General features: G+C 67.4%; 2 protein-coding genes. Both read right to left on the reverse strand.

All coding sequences use genetic code 11. The features are described 5' to 3' along the window. Nucleotides 1-872: alpha-amylase family glycosyl hydrolase (locus ACF1BE_RS35060; RefSeq protein ID WP_392203031.1), on the reverse strand; the 872-nt coding region annotated here is incomplete at its 3' end. Then, the coding region (locus tag ACF1BE_RS35065) for a DUF3459 domain-containing protein (protein WP_392203032.1) at nucleotides 869-1,296 on the reverse strand (428 nt) is incomplete at its 5' end. The genes ACF1BE_RS35060 and ACF1BE_RS35065, both read right to left, overlap by 4 nt.

Consider the following 1,296-nt stretch of genomic DNA (forward strand, 5'->3'; position numbering starts at 1 on the left):
ATGACGGGGAAGTGGAACGCCATGTGGCACTCGTCGCCGCCGGCCTGGAAGTCGCCGAAGTAGTCGACGACGTCCTCGGGCCACTGGTTCGCCTCGGCGAGGAGCACCTTGTCGGCGTACTGCTCGTCGATCTCCCTGCGCACCCGCCGCAGGAACGCGTGGGTGGCCGGCAGGTTCTCGCAGTTGGTGCCCTCCTGCTGGTACAGGTACGGCACGGCGTCCAGCCGCAGCCCGTCGATGCCGAGGTCCAGCCAGAACTTCAGTGCGGAGATCATCTCGTCCTGCACGGCCGGGTTCTCGTAGTTGAGGTCCGGCTGGTGCGAGAAGAAGCGATGCCAGTAGTACTGCTTGCGTACGGGGTCGTACGTCCAGTTGGAGGCCTCGGTGTCGACGAAGATGATGCGGGCGTCCTGGTACTGCTTGTCGTCGTCGGCCCAGACGTAGTAGTCGCCGTACGGACCGTCCGGGTCGCGCCTCGACTCCTGGAACCACGGGTGCTGGTCGCTGGTGTGGTTCATGACGAAGTCGATGATGACGCGCATGCCGCGCTGGTGGGCGGCGTCCACGAACTCCACGAAGTCGGCGAGGTCACCGAACTCGGGCAGCACGGCGGTGTAGTCGGAGACGTCGTAACCGCCGTCCCGCAGCGGTGACTTGAAGAACGGGGGCAGCCACAGGCAGTCCACGCCGAGCCACTGGAGGTAGTCGAGCTTGGCGGTCAGCCCCTTCAGGTCACCGACGCCGTCGCCGTTGCTGTCCTGGAAGGAGCGGACCAGGACCTCGTAGAAGACGGCGCGCTTGAACCACTCGGGGTCCCGGTCCTTGGCGGGCGTGTCCTCGAAGGTGTCCGGAACGGGCTCGTTGACGCTCATATGGTGGCTGACCCTCCGATCGGCGGGGTGGACGGTCGCAGGACGGTGAAGACGTGCGCGGGCCGGTGCCCCGGCTCCAGACGCACGTAGTTGGTCCTGCCCCAGTGGTAGGTCTCGCCGGTGAGCTCGTCACGCACCGGCACGGACTCGTGCCAGTCCAGGCCGAGTTGCGGCATGTCCAACGAGACCGTCGCCTCCTGGGTGACGTGGGGGTCGAGGTTGGCGACCACCAGAACCGTGTTCGATCCGCTCCGCTTCGAGTAGGCGATCACCGCGTCCTTGTCGACGTGGTGGAAGTGCAGGTCGCGCAGCTGCCGCAGGGCCGGGTTCCGGCGCCGGGCGGTGTTGAGGCGGGTGATGAGGGGGGCGATGGTGCGGCCCTCGCGTGCGGCGCCCTCCCAGTCGCGGGGCCGCAGCTGGTACT

This window comes from Streptomyces sp. NPDC014991, from assembly GCF_043080665.1.
In the GTDB taxonomy this organism is placed as follows: domain Bacteria; phylum Actinomycetota; class Actinomycetes; order Streptomycetales; family Streptomycetaceae; genus Streptomyces.